General features: G+C 41.7%; 18 protein-coding genes. 12 read left to right on the top strand and 6 right to left on the bottom strand.

The window, feature by feature from the left end; genetic code table 11:
- Positions 1-10: 10 nt before the first annotated feature.
- From iolD to FGG15_RS07390, 10 genes are all read left to right on the top strand, one after another.
- Entirely contained in the window at positions 11-1,870 is a 1,860-nt protein-coding gene (gene iolD, locus FGG15_RS07435) for a 3D-(3,5/4)-trihydroxycyclohexane-1,2-dione acylhydrolase (decyclizing) (protein WP_138834786.1), read from the top strand.
- Between the two features lie 21 nt (positions 1,871-1,891).
- Entirely contained in the window at positions 1,892-3,487 is a 1,596-nt protein-coding gene (locus FGG15_RS07430; protein WP_138834784.1) for a solute:sodium symporter family transporter, read from the top strand.
- 44 nt (positions 3,488-3,531) lie between these two features.
- Positions 3,532-5,010 (top strand): CoA-acylating methylmalonate-semialdehyde dehydrogenase, encoded by a 1,479-nt coding sequence (locus FGG15_RS07425; protein WP_138834782.1) that lies wholly within the window; start codon positions 3,532-3,534, stop codon positions 5,008-5,010.
- A gap of 11 nt (positions 5,011-5,021) precedes the next feature.
- Positions 5,022-5,927 carry a TIM barrel protein gene (locus FGG15_RS07420; protein ID WP_138834780.1) on the top strand — a complete coding sequence of 302 codons (906 nt, stop codon included), beginning with the start codon at positions 5,022-5,024 and terminating at the stop codon, positions 5,925-5,927.
- Entirely contained in the window at positions 5,927-6,931 is a 1,005-nt protein-coding gene (gene iolG, locus FGG15_RS07415; protein ID WP_138834778.1) for an inositol 2-dehydrogenase, read from the top strand. The genes FGG15_RS07420 and iolG overlap by 1 nt, the downstream gene beginning before the upstream one ends.
- 241 nt (positions 6,932-7,172) lie before the next feature.
- Positions 7,173-7,772: an RNA polymerase sigma-70 factor gene (locus FGG15_RS07410; RefSeq protein ID WP_161991933.1), complete on the top strand. Its 600-nt coding sequence runs from the start codon at positions 7,173-7,175 to the stop codon at positions 7,770-7,772.
- Positions 7,773-7,821: 49 nt separating this feature from the next.
- Positions 7,822-8,970 carry a FecR family protein gene (locus FGG15_RS07405; protein ID WP_138834774.1) on the top strand — a complete coding sequence of 383 codons (1,149 nt, stop codon included), beginning with the start codon at positions 7,822-7,824 and terminating at the stop codon, positions 8,968-8,970.
- 157 nt (positions 8,971-9,127) lie between these two features.
- A complete protein-coding gene (locus tag FGG15_RS07400) occupies positions 9,128-12,463 on the top strand; it encodes a SusC/RagA family TonB-linked outer membrane protein (protein ID WP_237561771.1) in 3,336 nt (1,111 codons plus the stop codon).
- Between the two features lie 18 nt (positions 12,464-12,481).
- On the top strand, positions 12,482-14,236 hold the full coding sequence (locus tag FGG15_RS07395; RefSeq protein ID WP_138834772.1) for a RagB/SusD family nutrient uptake outer membrane protein: 1,755 nt from the start codon (positions 12,482-12,484) through the stop codon (positions 14,234-14,236).
- A gap of 208 nt (positions 14,237-14,444) precedes the next feature.
- Positions 14,445-15,551, top strand: a complete 1,107-nt coding sequence (locus FGG15_RS07390) for an alkaline phosphatase (protein ID WP_138834770.1) — start codon at positions 14,445-14,447, stop codon at positions 15,549-15,551.
- A 174-nt stretch (positions 15,552-15,725) separates the two neighbouring features.
- Here FGG15_RS07390 and FGG15_RS07385 read toward each other — a convergent pair whose 3' ends face one another.
- From FGG15_RS07385 to FGG15_RS07365, 5 genes are all read right to left on the bottom strand, one after another.
- On the bottom strand, positions 15,726-16,361 hold the full coding sequence (locus tag FGG15_RS07385; RefSeq protein ID WP_138834768.1) for a CAP domain-containing protein: 636 nt from the start codon (positions 16,359-16,361) through the stop codon (positions 15,726-15,728).
- 386 nt (positions 16,362-16,747) lie between these two features.
- On the bottom strand, positions 16,748-17,080 hold the full coding sequence (locus FGG15_RS07380) for a hypothetical protein (protein ID WP_138834766.1): 333 nt from the start codon (positions 17,078-17,080) through the stop codon (positions 16,748-16,750).
- A gap of 231 nt (positions 17,081-17,311) precedes the next feature.
- A complete protein-coding gene (locus FGG15_RS20285; RefSeq protein ID WP_237561770.1) occupies positions 17,312-17,770 on the bottom strand; it encodes a hypothetical protein in 459 nt (152 codons plus the stop codon).
- A 25-nt stretch (positions 17,771-17,795) separates the two neighbouring features.
- Positions 17,796-19,442 (bottom strand): serine hydrolase domain-containing protein, encoded by a 1,647-nt coding sequence (locus tag FGG15_RS07370; protein WP_138834761.1) that lies wholly within the window; start codon positions 19,440-19,442, stop codon positions 17,796-17,798.
- Between the two features lie 82 nt (positions 19,443-19,524).
- Positions 19,525-19,866 (bottom strand): DUF6249 domain-containing protein, encoded by a 342-nt coding sequence (locus FGG15_RS07365; RefSeq protein WP_138834759.1) that lies wholly within the window; start codon positions 19,864-19,866, stop codon positions 19,525-19,527.
- 107 nt (positions 19,867-19,973) lie between these two features.
- Here FGG15_RS07365 and FGG15_RS07360 point away from each other — a divergent pair, with 107 nt between their 5' ends.
- Complete coding sequence (locus FGG15_RS07360) at positions 19,974-20,561, top strand: RNA polymerase sigma factor (RefSeq protein ID WP_138834757.1); 588 nt, start codon at positions 19,974-19,976, stop codon at positions 20,559-20,561.
- Positions 20,558-20,908 (top strand): hypothetical protein, encoded by a 351-nt coding sequence (locus tag FGG15_RS07355; RefSeq protein WP_138834755.1) that lies wholly within the window; start codon positions 20,558-20,560, stop codon positions 20,906-20,908. The genes FGG15_RS07360 and FGG15_RS07355 overlap by 4 nt, the downstream gene beginning before the upstream one ends.
- Positions 20,909-21,203: 295 nt before the next feature.
- Here the strand turns inward: FGG15_RS07355 and FGG15_RS07350 are convergent, their stop codons facing one another.
- Positions 21,204-22,073, bottom strand: coding sequence for an AraC family transcriptional regulator (locus tag FGG15_RS07350; protein WP_138834752.1), 870 nt, complete (start codon positions 22,071-22,073; stop codon positions 21,204-21,206).
- Between the last annotated feature and the right edge of the window lie 113 nt (positions 22,074-22,186).

Genomic DNA, 22,186 nt, shown 5'->3' with positions numbered 1-22,186 from the left:
TATGGAAAGTATGAAAACTAAAAGGCTTACGGTAGCCCAAGCTACCATCGAATATCTGAAGAACCAATATGTGGAAAGGGATGGAGTGCAAAATAAATTTTTTGCAGGCTGTCTGGGCATCTTTGGCCATGGAAACGTTGCTGGAATGGGACAGGCATTGCACCAAAATCTGGATTTCCCCTTTTATGTGGCTCGAAATGAGCAGGCCATGGTGCATACCGCTGCGGCCTATGCCAAAGTCAAAAATCGGCTTCAAACCTTAGTCTGCACCACCTCAATTGGTCCTGGAGCCACCAATATGTTGACGGCAGCCGCAGGTGCAACCATCAATAGAATTCCCGTTTTACTGATTCCAGGAGATATTTTTGCAACCAGACAAGTAGCTCCGGTGCTACAGCAATTGGAATCCTCGCAAACCCAGGACATTTCGGTAAACGATTGTTTTAAGCCCATTTCCAAATATTGGGACCGCATCAGTAGACCGGAACAATTGATTACTGCCCTTCCGGAGGTTATGCGTGTACTTACTTCACCTGCGGAAACAGGAACAGTGACACTATGTATTCCGCAAGATGTGCAGGCAGAGGCCTTCGATTTTCCAGAGGTTATGTTTGAGAAAAAGGTGTGGCATATTGGTAGACCCATGCCGGATACTTCACTATTAAAGAAGGCCATACAATACATTCGCGAAAGCAAGCGCCCTATGATCATAGCAGGAGGAGGCACTATTTATAGTGGCGCAACTACAGCACTAAAAAGTTTTGTAAACCGAACCGGAATCCCGGTGGCAGAAACCTATGGAGGAAAGGGTTCTTTGACTTATGATGAGCCTCAAAATTTGGGAGCTATGGGAGTTACAGGAACCCCAGGAGCCAATGAAATTGCAAAAGAAGCCGATGTAGTTATCGGAATAGGAACCAGATATAGTGATTTTACCACTATTTCAAAATCGGCATTTCAAAATCCCAATGTTCAGTTTATCAATATCAATATAACCGAGTTTGATTCCTTCAAGCATGGAGCCATTCCGCTGACGGGAGATGCAAAGTCCGTGTTGGAAGCTTTGGATAAGGCGCTTTCTGATTTTAAAGTGGATTCTGCTTATGCCAATAAGGTGGAAAAATTCAATAAAAGTTGGGATGATTTTGTTGCGGAAATTTATACAGAGAAAAATGAATCCCCTGCCTTTCAAGGAGAAGTCATAGGGGCAGTAAATGATGTGGCCACGGATAAAGATATAGTCCTATGTGCGGCCGGAAGCTTACCGGGCGACTTGCATAAGTTATGGAGGACATCACACCCGAAAGGTTTTCATCTGGAATACGGTTATTCCTGCATGGGCTATGAAATTGCTGGAGGTTTGGGTGCTAAAATGGCCAATCCTGATGGAGAAGTCTATATCATGGTAGGGGATGGTAGCTATCTGATGATGGCCCAGGAAATAGTGACCGCTGTCCAGGAAAAGCAAAAACTGACCATTGTAATGCTGAACAACGATGGCTATTCTAGCATAGGAGGCTTGTCCAACTCCGTTGGCAGCGAAGGTTTTGGTACCTATTACCGATATCGAAACGAACAAACCCAACAACTGGATGGCGATGTGTTACCTGTGGACTACCCAGCAAATGCCGCCAGTATGGGAGCCCATGTTATCACAGTCGCAAATGTAAGTGAGTTAAGGGCAGCTCTGGAAGAAGCCAAGACCATAGAACGAACCACCTTCATCTATATTGAAGTGGACCGTAAAAAGGCCGTTCCTGGATTTGCATGGTGGGATGTGCCTATTGCACAGGTGTCGGAAAAGCAGGCGGTCAAAGAGTCTTTAAAGACCTATGGGGAAAATCAAAAGACGCAAAAGTATTACCTCTAATAACCACCAACAACCAACCCTATGGATGCCAATCTAGCCATTACGCTTCTTTCCTTCCTGCTTTTTACAGGAGGAGTTGCCTTTTTTACTTGGTACAATCTTAGAAAGACCAATTTAAACTCCTCAACAGGGTATTTTCTGGGAGGAAGAAGCTTAACTGGCGTGGTCATCGCGGGATCCATGTTGTTGACCAACATTTCATCTGAACATCTAATTGGGATGAACGGGAATTCCTATGTCAATGGTTTCATTGTTATTGCCTGGGAAGTGACGTCCTCCATAGCCTTGGTCATAGCGGCGGTGATTTTTATCCCCAAATATCTAAAAATGGGTTTGACCACAATCCCCCAGTTTTTGGAAAATCGCTTTGATGGTACCACACGAACCTTGGTGGCATTGATCCTGATCCTGTCCATGGTGGTGACCCTGTTGCCCATTGTGTTGTACTCAGGTGCTATCGGGATTGAAAGTCTGTTTGGAATTTCGGATGTTCTTGGAGTTACCAAAACCAAAGGATTATGGATTACGGTAGTTGCGATAGGGGCTATAGGTTCCATTTATGCCATTTTTGGCGGATTGAAAGCAGTAGCGTATTCGGACACCATCAACGGAATTGGATTATTGGTAGGAGGCATGTTGATTCCCATTTTTGCCCTTTGGGCCATAGGGGATAGCAATATTGTGGATGGATTGGTGAAGGTATACGAATTTGCACCAGAAAAGTTCAATGTGATCGGAGAGGCAGATTCCGTAATGCCTTTTGAAGTGCTTTTTACGGGATTGATCATCAACCAGCTGTATTTCTGGGGAATGAACCAGACCATTATCCAACGTGCCTTGGGGGCCAAAAACTTGAAAGAAGCCCAAAAAGGACTGTTATTAACTGGACTTTTTAAAATATTGATTCCGCTGGTGATTATTCTTCCGGGGGTCATTTGCTACTATTATTTCCAGGATTCCTTCTTTGATAATCAAGATGCGGTATACCCAGAATTGGTAAAAAAAGTGCTTCCGGTATGGATGATCGGGTTCTTTGCTGCAGTGATCATGGGAGCAGTATTGAGCACCTTCAATTCGGTGTTGAACTCTATTGCCACCCTGTTCAGTGTTGGAATCTATAAAAGACATATCGATAAAAAAGCCTCGGATACCAACATGGTTCGGGTAGGAAAGATAACATCCGCCGTTTTGGCCATTGCAGCCATTTTTACTGCCCCTATGGTGGCCAATGCCTCGGATGGACTTTACCAATTGTTGCAGCAACTGAATGGGATTTTCTTTATCCCAATCGCTTCCATTTTATTGGCAGGTTTCTTTATGAAAAAGGTATCCGCTTTGGGGGCCAAGGTAGCGCTGATTTTTGGCCTGTTCTTTTACATTTTCATGTCTTGGGGATACACCTCCCATGGCATTCACTTTATACATCTCTGGGGAATTGAATTTGTGTTGAATGTGATTATCATGTATGCCATTTCCTATTACAGTCCCCGAAAGAATATGTACGAAGTAACCGATGTAGGTGCCGTGGATCTGGCTACTTGGAAATACACCAAACCCATGTCCATTGCTTTATGTGCCGTAACCGTGTTGATTTATATCCTACTTGGCAACAGTTGATTCAAAAAAATGACAATTAAAACAAATCGTATTTAAGTTTTACAATGAACACTTTAAAAAATTATATAGACGGCGTTTGGACCGAAAGCGTATCAAAACAGACCATTGATGTGTTGAATCCTGCCAATCAGGAAGTCCTGGCAACCGTACCTTTTGGTAAGGATACTGCCCAAGACATGCAAAATGCCATAGAAAAGGCGCACCAAGCTTATTTGGAATGGAAGGAGGTCCCAACCATGAAGAGGGTACAACCGCTTTTCAAACTAAAGACCCTTTTGGAAGACCATAGTGAGGAAATTGCCAAATTGATTACCAAGGAATGTGGAAAGACCTATGCGGAATCTTTGGGGGAATTGCAACGGGCCATTGAAAATGTGGAGGTTGCTTGTGGAACCTATGTGATGGCACAATCCGAGTTTTCGGAAAACATCGCCAACGGTATTGATGAATTTATGATCAGACAGCCATTGGGAGTTTGTGGTTGTATTACGCCCTTCAACTTTCCGGGGATGATTCCTTTCTGGTTTTTACCCTATGCCATAGCTACTGGAAATGCCTTTGTCATCAAACCTTCCGAAAAGGTGCCGATGACCATGCAATATGTCTTTGAGCTCATCGATGAAAAATTGGATTTGCCCAAGGGATTATTAAGCTTGGTGCATGGCGGTAAAGATGCCGTGGATGCCATGTTACAGCATCCCAAGGTCAAGGCTATAAGCTTTGTGGGGTCTACAAACGTGGCCAAATACATCTATTCCGAAGGAACCAAATACGGCAAGCGGGTGCAAGCTCAAGGCGGGGCTAAAAATCCAGTGGTGATCATGCCAGATGCCGATGTGGATATGACCACGCAAATCATCATTGATTCGGTATATGGATGTGCGGGTCAGCGCTGTTTGGCAGCCTCCGTGATCATTCCAACGGGGGATAACAAAAGACAATTTACCGAAGCTTTGGTAGAGGCGGCCAAATCAAGAAATGTGGGCTATGGATTGGAGTCAGGAGTAGAAATGGGCCCTGTAATTACTCCGGAGAGCAAACAAAGGATTGAAGGTTTGATTCAAAAGGGAAAGGATGAAGGAGGGAACCTTTTGTTGGATGGCAGGAATGCCAAGATATCAGGATATGAAAAAGGGAATTTCGTAGCTCCAACCATCTTGGAAGGGGTGCCTTTGCAAGGAGAGATAATAAATACAGAAATATTTGGTCCCGTAATGAGCTTGGTGAATTTTAATGAGCTGGACCAAACCATTGATTTTATTAACCAAGGTCGGTATGGAAATATGGCCTGTATTTTCACCAGGGATGGACTTGCGGCTCGAAAATTTAGGAGCGAAGTGATGGCTGGGAATGTTGGCGTCAACATTGGCGTTGCCGCCCCGGTAGCACAATTCCCATTTTCTGGGTGGAAGGAATCTTTCTTTGGAGACCTGCACGGACAGGGTAGACATGCCATTGAGTTCTTTACACAGACCAAGGTGGTCATAGAACGCTGGCCGAAGAACTGGAGTCGTAAATTTTAAAACCGTTAAGAATGATCAAGATTGCAAATGCTCCGTGCTCATGGGGCGCCTTGGAATTCGATTTGGAAGAAAAATCCGAAGAGATTGGTTTTGAACAGGTTTTGGATGAAATCAAGGAGACCGGTTATGTAGGAACCGAACTGGGGGATTGGGGCTATATGCCAACCACCCCAAGTTTGTTGCGACAAGAAGTGGACAAGCGTGGATTGCAATTGTTGGGTGCTTTTGTACCCGTGGCTTTGGCGGATCCAACCAGACATGAGCAAGGGATAACAACGGCCTTAAAAACTGCCGAACTCATGTATCAGGCGGGTTATAAAAATGCGTTCATCGTTTTATCGGATGACAATGGAACCGTACCTGAGCGCACTAAAAATGCGGGAAGAATCTCCCCGCAAATGGGGCTTACGGAGGAACAATGGGAACACTATGCCCAAGGAGCCAATAATATTGCCAAAATAGTGAAGGATACTTTTGGGATACGTACCGTTTTCCATCATCATTGTGCAGGCTATATAGAAACTCCGGAAGAAATAGATATACTCATGGCCATGACGGATCCTGAACTGTTGGGTCTATGTCTGGACATGGGACATTACGCTTTTGGCGGTGGAAACCCCATGGAAGCGTTGAAGAAGTACGCCAACCGAATCTGGCATGTACATTTCAAGGATTTTAATCCCGAAATAGCCCAATTATCAAGGGAAAGACAAGGGGATTATTTCGATGCCATAAAAAGGGGAGTTTTCTGTAAGCTTGGCGATGGAGCGGTTGATTTTAAGGAGATAGTAGATCATTTAAATGAAATAGGGTATTCCGATTGGATTGTTGTGGAGCAGGATATCCTTCCCGGAATGGGACATCCAAAAGCCTGTGCGCAGGCCAATAGGGATTATATAAAAACATTGGGTTTATAATGGAGAAATTGAGATTTGCAGTCGCTGGACTGGGTCGTATCGGTAAGATACATTTGGACAACTTGCTGCACATGGATAATGTGAAGGTTGTTGCGGTTACGGATCCGCAACAAAAATCGATGCAATATGCCAAAGATTTAGGCATTCCAACGGTAGCTACTTATGAAGATTTGTTGGGGTACCCAGAAGTGGATGCCATCATCATATGCACCCCCACCGATACCCATGCAGATTATGTGGAGAAGGCCGCTATTGCTGGGAAACATGTTTTTTGTGAAAAACCTTTGGATTTGAACCTGAAGCGTGTTGTGGAGGTCTTGGAAATTGTGGAAAAGACGAAGATTAACCTTATGATTGGATTTAACCGAAGGTTTGATCCAGAATTTACAAAAGTGAAGGACGCTGTCAAGAGCGGTCAGGTGGGAGAACCACATTTGGTTAAAATAACGAGCCGCGATCCCGGGGCTCCCCCGGTATCCTATATAGAGCAATCTGGAGGACTTTTTTTGGATATGACCATTCACGATTTTGATATGGCTCGCTTTGTTGTAGGAAAAGAAGTGAATGAGGTTTACGCTAAGGGAGCTGTACTGGTGGATGAAGCCATTGGAAAAGCAGGAGACATTGACACCGCTATTGTGACGCTTACCTACGTGGATGGTACCATGGCGGTCATTGACAACAGCAGGGAAGCGGCATATGGCTATGACCAACGAGTGGAAGTTTTTGGTTCTGAAGGAATGGTACAGGGCAACAATAATTTACTGAACAACCATAGGTTGTACAACAAGGATGGGATTCACGGCGCATTGCCCCTACATTTTTTCTTGGAGCGCTACGCGCAAGCCTATAAAACGGAAATGCAAAGTTTTGTGGATACCCTTACTGGCGATTGCGATATCCCCGTTGGGGGAGAGGACGGATTATTATCCTTGAAGATTGGTCTGGCAGCTAAAAAGTCGTTGCAAGAAAATAGACCTGTGAAACTGGAAGAAATAAAATAATATAGTTGTTTTTAGGGAGGCAATGTAAAAAGAGATAGTGCAGTAAAAGTTCAATGATATGAAAATGGAACTTTGATAAGATGTAATTGATGGTATAGTAATATTAAGTCCGAACAGATAACTTTTTGGTTACTTAAAGTAGTAATTGGAAAGGTAGTTTTACAGCTCAATCAGGCTAAATCAGAGACTGGTTTAACAACTGATTTGTTGAAACAATATAGAACTGGAACAAACTGGTTTTTTGGAAAGTCGCAGCATAAATATCAATGCAAATTCTTTTATCCTTCTTCTAAGGAAGGGGGACAATAGGGCTTTTGAAACTTTGTTTCGGTTATACTACGACAAGCTCTTTCACATTGCCAAGGGGTACTTGGATAGTCATGAGGATGCTGAGGGAGTGGTCCAAAATACTTTTCTGAAGATTTGGGAGTATAGATTAAAGCTGGAAGTGTCCACCAACTTGAACGGGTATCTTTATGCGATGACCAAAAATGCCTGCTTGGATCATTTGAAACATCAAAAAATCAAGAACAATTATATTGACTTGCGTCAGCATAAAAAAAGAATGATCCAATACCAGTTTTTGAAGGATGAAGCAGCATCCCTACTCTTGAAAAATGAATTGGAGCGAAAAATAATCCAAGGGTTGGATTTACTTCCCGAAAAATGTAAAAAAGTCTTCGTAAAAAGTAGAATGGAAGGCTTAAAACACCACGAGATAGCCAAATTGATGGGCATTTCGAAACGAACCGTGGACAATCACATTGCCAATGCCTTAAGGCATATGAGGCTTCATTTAAGGGAATTTTTGTCCCTTATTTTCATAATTCTTCTCAAATAGACTAGGTATGCTTCACGGTTGAATCGTCTTTAATATATAGGCGATTTTTATGAGCACCGAAGAAATTCTAAAATACATCAAGGGAGATGCTTCAACTGAAGAAGCCAAGCAAGTTGAAGATTGGATAATTTCCTCCGATCTGAATGCAAAAAAGTACAACCTGCTCAAATCCCAATTTATAGCGGCTACTTTTAATCAAACCACTGATACGGTTGAGGTTGGGAGAGAATACGAAGCATTCAGCAAAAAGGCTCAACAGATTAAAAGGATTCAAGGACTGAGATCATTATTGAAATATGCAGCTTCCATCATTTTGGTGTTCGGGACCGGCTATATTTTGTACACCGCCAACTTGGATGACCAAGAACCCGTTCCGATTCCCGAGAATGCAATAACACTCCAAACAGCGGATGACAAAATCATGGTCATTTCCGAAAATGGGACGGCACAAGTCCTGGACAAACAAGGAAATATAGTGGGCGCACAGTCTGGATCCAAGCTAGTATACGACAACGCTCCTGTATTGGAAGAGCTGGTTTACAATACACTTACCGTTCCCTATGGAAAGACCTTTGACTTGCAACTTTCTGACGGAACCAAGGTCACGTTGAATGCAGGGAGCTCCATAAAATACCCAGTCAAATTCCTTAAAGATATTCACAGGGAGGTTTTTTTGATCGGGGAAGCTTTTTTTGATGTAGCCCATGACGTAGAGCATCAATTTGTGGTGAATGCGGACCAGATGGATATTACGGTCCTAGGTACCAAATTCAATGTTTCATCTTATCCAGAAGATGCGATGGTCAATACGGTTTTGGTAGAAGGTTCCGTTCAAATTTCACCTACGGATGAAGACCAAGATATGAAGACCAATACCCGGTTGGAACCAGGTTTCAAGGCTTCGTTGGAAAAAAGCAATGGGCAGGTTACGATTGATGAGGCCGACATTTCGCTGCACACGGCCTGGATCAATGGCAAAATAGTTTTTCGTCATACTCCATTTAAAAACATTGTCAAAAAATTGGAACGCCATTACGATGTGGAAATCATAAATAACAATCAGCTGTTGGACAATGAAGTGTTTACTGCCAGTTTTGACATTGAAACCATAGAAGAAGTACTGGCAACGTTCAGCAAGACATATCCGATACATTATCAATACAACGAAATCAAACAACTAGTAATCAACTCAAACTAAACGCCTATGAATTAAACCACCGGTAGAACGAACAACACAATACCAAACAAGTTAACCCTAATCACACTTATAAAAACAAAAAACCGGGAAATGGGCCAGCATTCCCCGATTGGAAAGGTGATTAAATTAATTAACCACACAATACATTGATAAAAATATGAAAAAACGAATCAAGCTAGGGAACGCGCTTCCCTATAGACTAAAATTCGACCTCAAAATGAAACTCACTACTTTTTTATTGATAGTTGCTTTGTTTCAAATCCACGCCAATGAATCCTATGCGCAAAAGACCAGGATTTCATTAAATGTGGAAAGTATTAGTCTGGAAAAAGCATTGGACAGAATAGAATCCATGACGGAATTTAAATTTCTGTATAACGTCAGAGAGGTGAACTATACCAAATTGGTCAGTGTCAAGGCCAATAAAAGAAAGGTTTCCACAATTTTGGAAAGACTTTTGAAAGATACGGACGTAATTTTTGAAGTATACGGGAAGCAAATCGTATTAAGAAAAAAGGATGTCGAAGAAACTATCCAACCGGAGGAGAAAGTACCGGTTCCTGTTGAAGAAAAGACCATACAATTTGCGGTTAGCGGACAAGTAGTGGACGAAACGGGACAACCTTTACCTGGAGCCAATATTTTGGAGAAGGGAACCACTAATGGAGTACAATCCGATTTTGATGGGAATTTTTCTATTGAAGTTGCGGAAGATGCAGTTCTTCAAATTTCTTATATCGGATATGCCACCAAGGATATTGCTGTTCAAGGGCAATCCACCCTTAGGATACAGTTGGCACCGGACGCCACCCAATTGGATGACATTGTCGTGGTAGGTTACGGGGTTCAACGAAAGTCGGACATTACGGGCGCCATTGCCTCAGTTAAAAGCGAGAACTTCAATAAGGGAGTTGTAGCCAATCCAGGGCAGTTGTTACAAGGAAAAATGGCCGGTGTAAATGTAACTAGCGTTAGTGGGGAGCCAGGAGCAGCACAGAACATAATAATTAGAGGTGTTGGGAGTTTGAGATCCGGTACGACACCTTTGTTTGTTGTTGATGGCTTTATCATTGACAATTCTGGAATTGGGGTGGCCGCGGGTGCCAATCCCCTAAACTTTATCAACCCACAGGATATCGAGTCTATTGATGTCTTGAAAGATGCCTCTGCTGCAGCTATCTACGGAGCAAGGGCTGCCAATGGGGTGATTGTTATTACCACCAAAAAAGGGGAAGGCGGCAAATCAGAAATCAATCTTTCAGTCTCAACTGCCATGTCCACTATCGCAAACCCTATGGACGTTTTCAGTGCCAATCAATTTAGGGAGCAGGTTGTTGCCGTTGGGGGTATCTTGGATGATCAAGGAGCCAATACGGATTGGCAAGATGAGTTGACACGGACAGGGATTTCCAAAAACATCAACCTGTCGATGAGCGGGGGGGTAGCTGACAAGTCTTCCTACTTTGTATCCGCAGGGGTGGATGATCAAGAAGGTACTTTGAACAACAGTTCTTTAACAAGATACTCAGGGAGGGTAAACCTCACCCAAAAATCCCTGGATGGACGTTTTAATGTAGGTTTCAACCTAACCGCCTCAAGGACGGTAAACGACCGCCCAGATGATAGGGCAATTGTTAGGGACATGTTGGAATTGAACCCTACAATTCCGGTTATTACCAATGGAGAACCCACTTTTCTGGATGAACGCTTAAACCCTATTCTACGTAATCGAATTTTTACGGATCGAGCTAACAGTAACCGAATTTTGGCCAATATCGCCCCGTCTTACGAAATTATTAAGGGGTTGACCTACAAACTGAATCTCGGGGTGGATTATTCGTCTACCAATCGGGATGTGCAGCAGACCCCTTTTGTTTTGTTGGAAGGTTCGGAGAATGGTTTTCTTACAACCTCGGCAACCATTAACACCAATACCTTGATAGAGAATACATTGACCTATAACTACAACAATGATAAGCACAATGTTACCGTATTGGCAGCTCACTCCTATCAAGAAACCAAATTGGAACAAAAGAGCTTCGGATTGGAAGGTTTTGCGGATAATGGTATAGAACCAAGGTATCAGGATCAAATCAGCACAGACATTTTTCCAACAACGCTGAATTCGGTAGCCTTTAAGGCCGAGTTGCAGTCCTTCTTTGTTCGATTGAATTATACCTATGCGGATAAGTATTTGTTGACAGCGACTATGCGTGCGGATGGATCTTCAAGATTTGGTGAGAACAATAAGTACGGGTATTTTCCTTCCGTAGCACTGGGGTGGAATATTACCCGTGAGGATTTTATGGAGGGTAATGGTGTTTTCAATAATCTGAAACTCCGGGCCAGTTGGGGGCAAACCGGAAATCAGGATGGGATTCCCAGTAATGTGAGTTTGGCAAGTTTTGTGGACTCCAGGACGGAAAACGACACCTATCCATTGGATGGCGACGAAGTTACCCTGGATGACTATCCTTTTGGAACCGTACCTGTTCGTACGGCATTCCCAGACCTTAAATGGGAAGTCTCTACCCAAACCAACATTGGTTTAGACTTTGGACTTTTCGGAAATAAGGTTACCGGTACCTTGGATTACTTTAACAAGGTAGTAACTGATGTGGTACTTTTTGCAAACCGTACCGATCCCATTCAACCTACCGAAAAGATCTGGACCAATATTCCAGAGATGGAAATAATCAACAATGGTATTGAACTTTCCCTAGATTACAGGGGCAGTTTCACCGAGGATTTCACCTATAATGTTGGAGGTAACATTTCGTATACCAACAACAAAGTGGAAAACTCTCCATTTGAAGTGTTGACCACGGGTGGGGCTGTAGGAGCCGGCCAAACCGGGGCTACCATCAATGGTTATATCAATGGTGAACCTGTAGGAACCTTCTATATGAAGGACTTTATTGGAATTGGAGCTGATGGGCTAAACCAGTTTAGGGACATTAACGGGGATGGCGTATCATTGGATAATGATAGATTGGCTGTTGGAAGTGCATTGCCAGATATTATCTATGCATTTTATCTCAATTTTAATTATAAAAACTTTGATCTAGGGTTCAACTTTAATGGCGTATCGGGTAACAAGATTTACAACCATACTGCCATGACCATCTTTTCTAGCAGCCAGCTAAGTAGAAATTTGAATACAACAGCCTTTGCTGTTGAGTTTCCCAATGAGGATCTTAGCAATTCCAACGAAGTTTCCACTAGATATTTGGAAGATGGAAGTTTCCTAAGATTGAACAACGCCACATTGGGTTACAACTTGGCCCCTGAAAAACTGGGGCTTGATGAACTGGTAAAGGATATACGCTTTACGTTAACGGGCCAAAATCTCTTCGTTATTACGGATTATTCCGGTTTTGATCCAGAACTTAATTCAGGGAATACGTTGGACGGGATTCAAACCTTTGGAATAGATCGGTTTACCTACCCTTCACCCAGAACGTTGCTGTTAGGTTTAAATGTGTCATTTTAATAAAAAATTGTTGAGAAGATGAAAAATAGAATATTATATATAGCTATTACGTTAAGCGCCCTGCTAAATTGGAACTGTACCGATTTGGAAGAAGAAAGACTTGATGAGTCTGAATTTGGAGGTCAAGCGGAAATAGTAAGTGGTGCTATTGCGCCGGCTTACGGATATGTTTCCTGGACTTGGAGGCACACCAATTATTATGGACTTCAATTAATTGCTTCTGATGAGGCCGTTTTACCTTTTCGAGGAGGAACGGATTGGTTTGATGGAGGCAAGTTCATAGCCACCCATACCCATGCCATCACGCCAACCAACGATTTGGTTGGGGATAGTTGGAATGAGCTGACAACCAACATTTCCAGAACACTGGCGGCCATTGAGGTTTTAAGGCCTTTGGCAGAAAATGGCGACTCCGAAGCCCAAGGGGCATTATATGAAATGATTGCCTTGAGAGGTTATCTTAATATGTTGCTACTGGATAGCTGGGGCTTGGTGCTCCGGAAAGAATCTTCCGCGGAATTGTCAGAGGTACTTAGGGGCCAAGAAGCCGTGGATTACATTGAAGGGGAACTTATGTCCGTTGTGGATCTCATTAACACCAATAGAGGTCCGGGTAGAATTACACAATCCGCCGTTTGGGGCTTTTTGGCAAGGTTGCATCTGAACGCTGCAGTGTACCGCGACCCGTATGGTACTCCAAATTTCACTACGGAAGACATGAATGCTGTTATTACCTATACTGACAACATCATTAATTCGGGAGGATTTAGCTTATCTCCAGAGTATTTTGATTTGTTCAATGATGATAACAATAGCAATAATGAGCTGATATTTGCTTTGGACCAAAGAGGGCAGTTAAGAAGAGAGCATAGCCGTTGGGCCTATTGGTCCATTGCCGGATCCATGTTCCCAAGACCCGAGTTCCCAAGTGCCGATGGTACGGACGGACCGGCAATAACAGTGGATTTTTACCAAACTTGGGTGGATGCTTACGGGGCTGTTGATCCCGCTGAAGCCGATGCTAGGTTCTACCAGCGAAACAATATGGTGCCTGATGCCCAACTGCTGGATTTGGAAGGAAGAGAACCCTTATTGGCCACGGAAACGGACAATAGTTACTACTGCATCGATCCCAATGCATTTGAAATGGATCGGGGTATTTTAAGGGGAATCCAGTGGGGACCTAGAAAAGGAGATGACGGTTCTTTCTTGACCTGTGACACCGGTGTAAGGATTGGTCCTATCCAACAAAGAAAAGGAAATGGTCCTGATAGGGATGTGGGCTATGTAGACCATGTCTTGGATGTAAATTTCACCACGGAGGGATCTTTGCACAATACGGGATACCGCGTTTCCAAGTACCAATTTAGCCGTACCTCACCCAATGGAAATAATTTTAGCAGTGTGGATCTTGTCCTCATGCGTTTGGCCGAAATCTATTTAATGCGGGCCGAAGCCAAACTTAGAAATGGCGATTCCGCTGGTGCCCTGGCCGATGTAAATACAGTAAGAACTTCAAGAACCGCCCGTCCAGATCAGACACCCGAGGCATTGGGTTCGTTGGACGCAGATATGCTCCTTAGGGAACGTGGTTTTGAATTGTACTGGGAAGGTTTTAGGAGAGGCGACCAAATTCGTTTTGGAAAATATGAAGATCCATGGACAGATAAAACGGATAACGATGCCAACAAAAGACTATTCCCAATACCACAAAGCGCCATTGATGCTGCTTCAGGAATAGAAGGGTTCTTGGAGCAAAACCAAGGGTATTGATATACACAAGTTGAGTTTGAGTTAGTTTGAGTTAATTGTGGAAAAGGTGGCCTTGGTTTTGGCCACCTTTTGTTACATATCCTTTGTTTTGTGGAATTATTGAATTCCTGATGGTCATAACAGCAACACCAAATCAAATTCAACTACTTTTAAGTGCTTTAAAAACAATAATAAATAGTTAATTACCTTTTTTGAAAAACGAAACACAATGATTGGAAAAAATATCCAAAAAATAATACGGGCTTCTGGTTTTGGGATAGCGCTGGCACTGGTTATGTTACTCACATCTCTGGGATTAAAAGCACAAGAACAACAAGGTCCAAACAAGGTTATTATGGTAATAGGGGACGGCATGGGGCTTACCCAAATTACCTCTTTATATGAGTTGGGCAGGCAAGATCAGTCCAATTTTGAACGTTTTGACCACATAGGTTTACTTAGAAACAATGCCAGCGGTCATCGTATTACCGATTCGGCCGCAGGGGCAACAGCCTATGCATGTGGGGTTAAAACGTATAATGGTTCCATTGGGATGGATAGTGATACCCTTATCGTTAAAAATATAGTTGAAGTATTACCAGATGAAAATTGGAACGCAGGATTGGTGGCGACAAGCTCTATAACACATGCAACCCCAGCTTCCTACTTTTCACACGTTAAATGGCGCAATCAAGAAGACGATATTGCCAGCTGGATGCACCAGTCCAAAATAGATTTTTTTGCTGGGGGCGGAAAACGGTTTTTCGAAGAAAGACCAGATGGACTAAACTATAGTGACAGCTTGCGCACAAGCGGATTTGAGGTTTCCTACAACTTGGATGAATCCAAGCGTTCGGATAAAAAGTTGGCTTATCTTTTGGCAAAGGAAGGAATGCCTAAAATGTCCGAGGGGCGAGGCGATTTTTTACCCAACGCCAGCAAAATGGCCATGGATTACCTTTCAAAAGATGGGAAGAATTTCTTTTTGATGGTTGAAGGGTCACAGATTGATTGGGGAGGGCATGCCAATGATGCAAATTACATTATAACGGAAATGCAGGATTTTGATAAGGCTTTGGGAGTTATTCTTGACTATGCGGAAAAGGATGGAAATACCCTTGTAGTGGTAACGGCAGATCATGAAACTGGAGGATTTGCTTTGTCATCTGATAAAAACAACTACGATCAAGTGGTGGGAACCTTTTCAACTGGGGGGCATACCTCTACAATGATACCCATTTTTGCATATGGCCCAGGAAGTGAGCAATTCAATGGGATTTATTCAAATTTTGAAGTTTTTCATAAAATACTGGGTTTGCTGAAAGTGGACAAGTAAGCTACAAGTTTAATGCTTAGGCCAAGAGCCGACGAAAAACAAGAAACCTTGCAAATCATGGATTTTGCAAGGTTTTTTTTATTTGTTTGAGGTTGCTTATTTACACCCAATTAGAGTTCAGGCTTGGCATATGCAACCCTTTTCTTTGCAAGCTTATCTTTGACTTTGTCAAAATTAATCATAGTAGTTGACCACAACACCATGTCTATCTCTGTCAATAGCAAAGTAGCCAATAGCGACCCGTCTGCTTCTATTTTCCATCATGGCTTTGTAATGTCCTCCCTCAGGACCTTCTTGGTAAAACAATTTTGGAACCCACCAGATTGATTTTTCCACCGTACCTTCAGAATCATCACCTCCTCTGCCGCCACCTGCCGCGCCTTGGGATCTCCAATCACAACCATCACTCCAATGAAAGGTGTCATTTTGTGCTGCCAATCGAGCCTCTCGGGCTGCACATAATTCGTATTCAATACCTCTAACATAGGGCGGTAATCCATGCTTGGCTCTATATTCGTTGATTTGGTTTACCGCATATTCACCAACATCAACATATCCGCAGTATGGGTCATCAGACATCAATTGCATTTCGCCATTGCCACATAGATTTTCCGGATTGCCATCACCATCAGGAGATTCACCAACGAGTGAGGTAGTGAGCCGTGACTCAACCTCGGCATCGTCCATTCCCAAGTCAATTAAAGGGTTATGCGGTTCTTCCTCGGATTTTGAACAGGCCAAGTTGAATAAAAGCAAACAAATTATAAATGGAAGGGTAAGGGTACCAATTTGAGGAAGTAGCTTTTTCATTTTAGTGCAATAAGTAGGTTCTAAATAAAAAAACGTTTCCTTTTATTATTTAGTGTTTTAAAGCTGGACTTTTCTCCTTTGGCCAAGAGGATGACCTTATGTCAATGCTGCACCCGTAAAAATTTGCGTTGATCGCGGCAGGATTGTCTCACTTCCAGACAATGATCCGCATTGAAATATAGTCAGGGTTATAGAAGCTTTAGAAACTCTAGGTTTTGTACATTTTGGAACGACTTTACAAATTCTATTGACTGTTGATTTGATAGCAAATAGTATCATTTGACATCCGTTGCAAAAAAGCACCTCAGATTATAGATTGAGCAATCGATTAGATGGGTAAAATCCATTAAGCATGTTTTTTTGATCATTTAGCTCTGAATTTAAAACTACCTATTAAGCTTACTTGCCTTTTTCTTCGTCTGGGGCAGCAGTTCGAAACCGGTTACAACACCATCGTTTTTAACAAATCTTAGGCCAATAAAGGAACTTTTTTCAAAAGAGAAGACAGTATTCGATTCTGCAAGCATTTTACGTGTTCGCCCATTACCCAGAGATACTTGGAGATGTTCATTTTCCATCGATATGGTCAAGGTATCTCCGTCCATTAGGTACTTTCCACGGTACTCTTCCAGAATGCTCCTTTTTGGTTGAATGTATTTGGGGAGATTATTTTTTCTGTTTTGTCCTAGCATCCATGCGTACCATTCATCGTTGGTCAACGTCTTGCCCCAAATTTCCTCTAGGTTGTGGCCTATTTCAGGATAAATGGAGAATTTCGGATTCCCGCCATTACTTTTTAGGAACTTAATGGCTTCATAACTACAATTTACATCGATAGTTTTGTCTTTTGCCCCATGGATGATCCATATCGGAATATTTCTTATCTGCCATGCATGCTCTAAATCTGTTTTGTCGGCACAACCTGCTATTGGTGATATGGCAGCAAATTTTTATGGATCATTGAACACCCAGTCCCAGGTGCCGTACCCGCCCATGCTGTAACCCGTAAGATATATTCGGTCCTCATCAACTGAAAAGTCATCCAGAATATCATCTAGCATTTTGTTCAATATGTCAATATTCCATCCCCCTCTTTTTTTATTGCAAATGGGATTTGCAATCAACATGGGAAAGTCTTTCCCAGAAGCTATAAGATTGGGGAGAAAGGCACTTCGTAAAGTTTCTATGGTAACATTCGCGTCTGAGCCGTGTAAGTTTATCATCAACGGCCATTTTTTATCAATTTTGCTATCGTAACCTGGAGGTGTATAAATTAAATAATCCGTTTTAACAATTGATTGCTTGGCAATTTGTTGTGCGGTACAGGGCTGCAAGTTTATGAAATACCCTAAAAGTAATATCAGTGATAGGAATTGAATGTTTTTGGAAAGTTTGAAATAGGGAAACATATAGTTCTATTTTTTGTGTGAGGGCTTATTTTATTTTAAGGGCTTTACGTGGTTTACCTTGGACAATGGTCAGCCCTTTTACGGTATCTTCTTCATCAAAATCAAAAAGTAATAGGGCATCGATGTTTTTTGCAAAGAAACGCTCACGGTTTAACGGTATTATTTCTTCCCTGTTTCCGCCCATCTGACCAAATAGTTTTTTGCCTTCCATTACCACTTTGAATATTCTTCCTTTAGAAAGACGATACTCACCTAAATATCTGTCCAGGACATCGAGAGGTAATGAAATACTTTCAAAACTCGTTATCCTGTCATTGGTTTTGAGCCAGTTTGTAGGGCTGTTCAAACTTTTCATAACGAAACCTTGTGCCTTTCCACTTGGTCCTTTTTCAAATTCAAGGCGGATAAGACTTTCGTTAAGTTGAAACTTGTTTTTTTCCAAAGGTTGGAGCTGGGACTTTTGCCCTCCCTTATTAAAATGCAACAACCTTCCGTCCTCATAGCGTATTGTGCGTTCTTCTCCGTTTTCCGAACGGTATATCCCTTGAAAAGCTCTTAATCTCTTTGGTGACATTTTAATTTTCTTAAAATTATATGGACTACCCATTACCGTTGCGGCCATTTTCGAGGCCAAAACATTAAGACTTTGGGTACAATCGCAGTTTGAGAGGACCACAACGAATATTTGCTCATCCGGAAGATATGTGGCGTAGGAGGTAAAACCGTTGACCAACCCACCATGGTTTATAGATGGCTTTCCCTGTACATTGCCCAATCTCCAACCGAGACCATAATCAACTTTATTTCCGCTTTTTAACATATAAGCAGAATGTGCCATATACCTACTCTCCTTGCTCAATAAGAGGTCGTTCATCACTGCTTTGTTCCAGATGAACAGATCTTCCGTTGTGGACAAAAGAGAACCGGCCGCATAGGGTAGTGTCATGCTTAAATAATCCGAATTTTCATAACCCCCCCTCCTGTATTGATATCCCGGTATCCTGTTGTTGACCAATTTGGGAGTGAGGTCATAGGATGTGTTTTGCATGTTTAAAGGTTCGAAAAATTTTTCCCTTAAATATTCAGCATATCCCATTCCCGAGACTTGTTCAATTACATACCCCAATAAAATATATCCGGAATTACTGTATTGATGTTTTTCCCCAGGAACAAAATCCATTGGCTCATCCTTAAAGAAATCGATTAGTTCTTTTGGACTTAAATCTTTTCTACGTGCATTACCGTCAAATTTTGGCAGATTGGTGTAATTCGTTATCCCTGATGTATGGGTAAGTAAGTGTTCTAAGGTAATAGTGTGGCCATGGACCGGATAATCGCTTATGTATTTTGAAATCTCGTCCTGTAGGGACAATCTCCCTTCTTCGGCCAATTTTAATATGGCGAAAGCTGTAAATTGTTTGGAAATGGAACCTATCCGGAACACAAAATCAGTTTCCATATTAATGTCCAACTCTAGGTTGGCTTTGCCAGTGGCTTTTTTATATATGATATTCCCATTTTTAGCAACTAGCACAACTTTTCCTGGGCCTGTAGGGTCTTGTTCGCTAAGGAATATGGTATCAAGAGCTGCTATATGGTCTTGACCTAAGGTCAAAAGGGACATAAGGCCTATAATAGGTATGCATATGCGCATTTTGGATGTAATCTTCATTTGGTTTGATTTTGATTGATGAATATTGATTCGAAGAGGATTCGATATGATTCTTATAGATACCCGAAATCCCCAGGGTTGGTTAATTTTCTTTTTGCATGGTTTTAAGGACCTTATAGGAGATCAATAAACCGATTCCCATACATAGGAAAATAGAAAAAGGAAACATCAGATATCCTATGCCTTTAATTTCCAAAGAACTCAAAAACCCACCTGCCAGAACACCTAGGGCAATCGCAATGCTTACAATGCCCAAAGTCAATAGTAAAGGTAGGTAAGTGGTACTGCCTTTAAAGTAATCTTTTGGCAATCCTTTTTCCAACAAGGCCATACGTTCTCTGTTTCGAGTAGTGAAATAATAATAGCATATTCCAAAGACTACCAGGCCCAGGGAAATGAACAATGCGGCAGAAGTAACTTCCATAATTCTTGATCTAATTTATTTTATCGACTTTCTAGATTAGACTTAAAATAGTCCTTGGTGGTCACAATTTGTGACCATTTATTAAAAAAGATAGTCTAACTTGAGGAATGGCAGCTGGTCAAGAAAACAATAAGGAGGACAAGTATTTGGAGCAGGCCGCTCGTGGAGATAGAGAGGGACTTGAGTATCTGGTAAACGCCTATAAGGATTTGGCCTATGCGATTGCGATTAAGGTTCTACAGAATAAAGAAGACGCGGAAGAAGTTGTTCAAGATTCTTTTATAAGGGCTTTTGCTTCTTTGAAAAAGTTCAAAAAATCCTCGAAGTTTTCCACTTGGCTTTATCGTATCGTCTATAATAACGCTTTGACTAAAATTGAGAAAAGAAAGAGAGAATTGAGTTATACTGAAAACCATTACAAAGACGAAATACATTTTGAAACGTTGAATAAGGGTTGGGAGGAATTGTTACAAGCAGAAAAACTCAGATATTTAGATTTAGCAATGAATAAACTTTCTAGGGAGGACCACTTGATTTTTTTTCTACATTATACGGAGGGAAAGACAATCACTGAAATTAAGGGAATACTTGGCTTAAAAAAATCAGCCATCAAGATGCGTCTTTCTAGGGGGCGAAAACTCCTCAAGGAGCAATTGAAGCTATTATTGGGCAATGAAACAAAGGAACTGTTATGAAGAAAACAAATATTGATGAGACGGAATTGACTGAGCTTTTAAAAGAACTAAAACCGGAAAAAGCTGATAAGGGATTTTCCAAAAGGATGACTGAGGTTATTTTAGATGCGTACTCAAATAATGTTGTGAAAAGCAGTTTGTTTGAAAAATACTTTGGCAAGTTTGTTCTATTCATCCTTGTGTGTTTCAATATGCTCCTCTTTTACGATTTGATTGCCTCTTCAACCAATACTTTATTGCTTGTTTGTGCCATTGCATTTGTAGTGGGCGTATGGATTTTGATTGTTTTTTTGAAAAGATTTGGGAATCCATCTCTTCTGAGTATGGATTTTGGACACGACGTATGATGATGCTTATTAAATTATAGGATGGCCTTGAAAGGGTAGTATATGTCTTTCTAACAAACAGAGCTCCATTTTGAAATTAGCTCAAACTAAAAAACGCTCAAGCAAGCTTGGCGTTTTTTCTTGTCGAACTATTTATTCGCGACCTCGGCAGGATTCTAGCAACTGTTAGAAACCCGAAGTTTTATTTGCTTTGGAACGATTTTACAAAATCTGTTGACCGATTTGTTGACAGTCAATTTGATAGCAAATGGGGTTATTTGACTTTCCTTTCAAAGTTAAGAAGTGCGATTTTTTTTCAAAAATCAAAACGGCCTTTTCTGAAAGTGTTTGGATTTTTACCCGTAATCTTTTTAAAGGCCCGGCTGAAATAGGCCAGGCTTTGATACCCAGTTTTTTCGGCCACCTGCGAAACAGTGTCTGAAGTGGTTAAAAGCAACATTTGCGCACGCTCAATCCTTCTTTCCTGTATGTAACGGTTGGGTCTCACCCCGATCATTTTGGTAAAAGTCCGTGAAAAGTGATCGCTACTCATGTTAAAATTTCTTGCCATTTTAGCAATGGAAATGTGTCTGTCAAGGTTTTCGGCGATGTAGATTTGAATTTTTCGAAGATCATGTAGATCTCGATAGTCTTCCTGCAAAATCCCGGAATCTATAAATCTTGATAATAAAATTGTCAATATGCCATTTGTTTCGAGATATCGGTGAGGGTACATTCGAGCATATTGTTCATTTGCACTAAGGTGCCCGGCTAATTTGGCACTGTAGGCCGAGGGTTCACTATCGTAAATTACCCTATCAGGGTGAAGCTCCAAAAGCCGCTTGAACAAATATCTGTCATTCGGCTCTTCAGCCACTTGGTATTTGAATTTTTTAAGATCATAAATAGATGGCCCAGTTTCGGAACCTACAATAAAGCTCACATAATATTGCTTATGATACGACTCGCATGTATATCGATTGTAGACATAGCTCGGAATTAGATAAATGAACCCCGGTTCTAGTTCATAAGAGTGGTTGGAATGATACAGCATTGCAGCACCTTTCGTCACCAAAAACATACGTGTAAATGGACTTATAACATTGTCATAGTTCCACCGATGGTCCAGCTCGGCGTGGCCCGCGTGAAGCAATTCAAAATGTAAGGATTGTCCAACTCTTTGCATAGAAGTAGTAGTTTTATAACAAGTTAATTGCCAATTAATTTCTAAAACAAATTATTCAATATTGGAGATTATAAATAAACAAGATGTCGGAAAAGTACAAAAACATGTCTTAT

This window comes from Flagellimonas algicola (assembly GCF_005937185.1).
In the GTDB taxonomy this organism is placed as follows: Bacteria; Bacteroidota; Bacteroidia; order Flavobacteriales; family Flavobacteriaceae; genus Flagellimonas; species Flagellimonas algicola.
Note: the sequence above shows the minus strand (reverse complement) of the source record. Positions and strands in the feature narration are given on the sequence as shown.

Excerpts from the sequence above, each read along its gene's own strand:
- FGG15_RS07365 (WP_138834759.1), bottom strand. The coding sequence starts at position 19,866 with ATGGAAGTTACTTCTGCCGCATTGTTCATTTCCCTGGGCCTGGTAGTC.
- FGG15_RS07355 (WP_138834755.1), top strand. The coding sequence starts at position 20,558 with ATGAAGAAAACAAATATTGATGAGACGGAATTGACTGAGCTTTTAAAA.
- FGG15_RS07420 (WP_138834780.1), top strand. The coding sequence starts at position 5,022 with ATGATCAAGATTGCAAATGCTCCGTGCTCATGGGGCGCCTTGGAATTC.
- FGG15_RS07370 (WP_138834761.1), bottom strand. The coding sequence starts at position 19,442 with ATGAAGATTACATCCAAAATGCGCATATGCATACCTATTATAGGCCTT.
- FGG15_RS07405 (WP_138834774.1), top strand. The coding sequence starts at position 7,822 with ATGAGCACCGAAGAAATTCTAAAATACATCAAGGGAGATGCTTCAACT.
- FGG15_RS07430 (WP_138834784.1), top strand. The coding sequence starts at position 1,892 with ATGGATGCCAATCTAGCCATTACGCTTCTTTCCTTCCTGCTTTTTACA.
- FGG15_RS07360 (WP_138834757.1), top strand. The coding sequence starts at position 19,974 with ATGGCAGCTGGTCAAGAAAACAATAAGGAGGACAAGTATTTGGAGCAG.
- iolG (WP_138834778.1), top strand. The coding sequence starts at position 5,927 with ATGGAGAAATTGAGATTTGCAGTCGCTGGACTGGGTCGTATCGGTAAG.
- FGG15_RS20285 (WP_237561770.1), bottom strand. The coding sequence starts at position 17,770 with ATGTTTCCCTATTTCAAACTTTCCAAAAACATTCAATTCCTATCACTG.
- FGG15_RS07350 (WP_138834752.1), bottom strand. The coding sequence starts at position 22,073 with ATGCAAAGAGTTGGACAATCCTTACATTTTGAATTGCTTCACGCGGGC.
- FGG15_RS07390 (WP_138834770.1), top strand. The coding sequence starts at position 14,445 with ATGATTGGAAAAAATATCCAAAAAATAATACGGGCTTCTGGTTTTGGG.
- FGG15_RS07395 (WP_138834772.1), top strand. The coding sequence starts at position 12,482 with ATGAAAAATAGAATATTATATATAGCTATTACGTTAAGCGCCCTGCTA.
- FGG15_RS07400 (WP_237561771.1), top strand. The coding sequence starts at position 9,128 with ATGAAAAAACGAATCAAGCTAGGGAACGCGCTTCCCTATAGACTAAAA.
- FGG15_RS07385 (WP_138834768.1), bottom strand. The coding sequence starts at position 16,361 with ATGAAAAAGCTACTTCCTCAAATTGGTACCCTTACCCTTCCATTTATA.
- iolD (WP_138834786.1), top strand. The coding sequence starts at position 11 with ATGAAAACTAAAAGGCTTACGGTAGCCCAAGCTACCATCGAATATCTG.
- FGG15_RS07425 (WP_138834782.1), top strand. The coding sequence starts at position 3,532 with ATGAACACTTTAAAAAATTATATAGACGGCGTTTGGACCGAAAGCGTA.